The 2793-nt window shown below is 64.1% G+C and carries 3 protein-coding genes; all 3 read right to left on the reverse strand.

What is annotated here, in order from left to right:
- The coding region (locus tag EOA27_RS30605; RefSeq protein ID WP_245491203.1) for a DUF4167 domain-containing protein at nt 1-744 on the reverse strand (744 nt) is incomplete at its 3' end.
- A 331-nt stretch (nt 745-1075) separates the two neighbouring features.
- Complete coding sequence (prmC, locus tag EOA27_RS30610) at nt 1076-1954, reverse strand: peptide chain release factor N(5)-glutamine methyltransferase (protein WP_126081089.1); 879 nt, start codon at nt 1952-1954, stop codon at nt 1076-1078.
- Nucleotides 1947-2793: peptide chain release factor 1 (prfA, locus tag EOA27_RS30615; protein ID WP_127258001.1), on the reverse strand; the 847-nt coding region annotated here is incomplete at its 5' end. The genes prfA and prmC, both read right to left, overlap by 8 nt.

Raw genomic sequence — 2793 nt, forward strand, 5'->3', positions numbered from 1 at the left:
ATTGTCCATGGCGGCTTCGTTGAGCTCCGCCTGTGCGGCGAGCGCTGCCGGCGAGAAACTGTCGAACTGCGGCGCCTGCTCGGCCTGGGGTCCGGCTTCTCCAGCGGCCTCGGGCTGCGCCGGGGTCTCATTGCGCCGGTTCTGGTCGAACTGCTGGCCGCCATGCTCGCCGCGCTGGGCGTTGTCGCCACGCTGACCGTTCTGGCCATACTGGCCGTAGCCGCCGTTGCGGCGGTCACGATGCCGGTCGCGGCCATTGTTGTCGCGGTTGTCGCGCTGGTTGTTGTCGCGCCGGTTGTTGTCGCGGCCGTTTTCCTGGTTGTAGGCGAGCTCCGCCGGCGTGCCTTCGATCACAGGCTGCGGCCCCGAGCCGTTCGCCGCGGCCGGCGCCTCGGCTCCACCGCCGTTGCTGTTGCCGACAGAATCGAACTCGTCACGATCCTCATCGAGATCATCGTCGAAGTCGTCGCGGTTTTGCTGGGCGTTCTGGATCGGCATCTGCGCCTGCGCGGCGGCAATGATGCGATTGTAGTGCTCGGCGTGCTGGAGATAGTTCTCCGCCATCACCCTGTCGCCGGAGCTCTGCGCGTCACGGGCGAGTGTGGCGTATTTTTCGGCGATCTGTTGAGCCGATCCGCGGATCTTCACGTCCGGGCCGTTGCTCTCGTAGGTGCGGGTCAGGGGATTTGGCCCCTTGCGGTTGTTGTTGTTGCCACCGCCGCCATTGTTGTTGCGACCGCGCATGCGCCTGTTCTGCTGTTGTGGCCTCATTAGACTCTCTTCATAGTGAATTTTCGAAAAACTCTTCACGAACGGAGGCGCTCATGCAGCCAGCCGTTTCGTTTCTTCACCGGCGTTCGCCCGCATCAATTGCGTTGGCGCCACGTGCCATCCTGTTCCGGTTACATCACTTGCCGGACGATTCCCGCACGAAGCTTGGGCGTCGTTTGCGCAAGAAGGCAGCTATTTCCAAGGAAAACCGAATCGCTGGGAGCACTGCCTGCTTCGTCTCATCCGGTTGAGCCGGACCCTAACTGCATTCCCTTATATTGCCAAGCGGTTTTTTCGCGCTGTATCAGGGCTTTCGCCGCTCGAACACCAGAACTCTGTCATTGCCGCCGAGGTCGCGATGTGTTCCGGTTAACACATAGCCCGCTGCCGCGAATATTCCGCTGACCTCGTTTTTCTGCGTGTGGCCGATCTCGACCGCTACCCTGCCTTGCGTTTCCAGAAATCCTGCCGCTTCGGCGGCGATGACCCGGTAGGGGTCCAAACCATCCGCACCACCATCCAAGGCCCGGTGCGGGTCGAAATCGCGGACCTCGTCCTGCAGATTTCCAATCTCTCGACTGGGTATATAGGGAGGGTTCGAGGCAATTACATGGTAGGAGCCCGAAACTTTTTCGAACCAGTTGGAATGCAAGGCTTTGAAGCGCCCGCCGAGCCCCAGATCCCGGGCATTTCCGGCCGCAGTCGCCAATGCGTCTGGTGAAATGTCGACGCCCGTCGCGGTGGCAACCGGAACGGCGTTGAGCAGGGCCAGCGCGATGGCGCCGGTTCCGGTGCCGAGGTCGAGAATGCGGCATTCGCCGAGCCTTTCCGCCGTTGTCCTGGCGAAAGGCAGAATGGCGTCTACCAGCGTCTCGGTGTCCGGCCGCGGCTCAAGCGTCTCCGGTGAGAGCGACAGGCGCAAGCCGTAGAATTCGCGATAACCGAGGATGCGGTGCGCCGGCTCGCCTGCGACGCGACGCCTCAGGGCGGATTCGATGGCCGAAAGCGCCGCCGAACCCACCTTTTGCCCTGGGTCGGCAATTGCCTGGGTGCGGGTCGTGCCGGAAAAATGTTCGACGATCAGCCGGGAATCGAGCCCTGGATCGTCAATGCCGGCGGTGGCCAGACGTTCGCGCGCCGCCCTGAGCAGCGGGCCAAGCGCGGCGGGCAGTCGATCAGCCATCGAGGCTCATATCGGCAAGCAGCTTCGACTGATGGTCGGCGATCAGCGCGTCGATGACCTCGTCGAGCTCGCCCATCATCACCCGGTCGAGCTTGTAGAGCGTGAGGTTAATGCGATGGTCGGTGACGCGCCCTTGCGGGAAGTTGTAGGTGCGGATGCGCTCCGACCGGTCGCCGGACCCGACCTGCGATTTGCGTGACTCAGAGCGCTCCTCATCCGCGCGGCTGCGCTCGAGGTCGTAGAGCCGCGCGCGCAGGATCTGCATGGCGCGCGCCCGGTTCTGGTGCTGCGACTTCTCCGCCTGCACCACCATGATGCCGGTTGGCAGGTGGGTGATGCGAACCGCCGAGTCGGTGGTGTTGACGTGCTGACCGCCGGACCCCGAGGCGCGCATCGTATCGATGCGGATATCCTCCGGCCGGACGTCGATATCGACCTCCTCGGCCTCGGGCAGCACAGCGACCGTCGCCGCCGAGGTATGGATGCGCCCGCCGGCTTCGGTTTCCGGCACGCGCTGGACGCGGTGAACGCCGGATTCGAACTTCAGATGCGCGAACACGCCCTTGCCCGACACCGAGGCGATGATTTCCTTGTAGCCGCCGACCTCGCCGTCGCTGGCCGAAACGACCTCGAAGCGCCAGCCGCGCGAGGCGGCATAGCGCTCATACATGCGGAAGAGATCGCCTGCGAACAGTGCTGCCTCGTCGCCGCCGGTGCCCGCGCGGATTTCGAGGATGGCGTTCCTTTCGTCGGCCGCATCCTTGGGCAGGAGCAGGATTTGGATGTCCTTCTGCAGCGCCTCGATGCGGCTCTCGACCTCCGGCAGGTCCGCCTCGGCC

It is taken from the genome of Mesorhizobium sp. M2A.F.Ca.ET.037.01.1.1, from assembly GCF_003998075.1.
Lineage (GTDB): Bacteria > Pseudomonadota > Alphaproteobacteria > Rhizobiales > Rhizobiaceae > Mesorhizobium.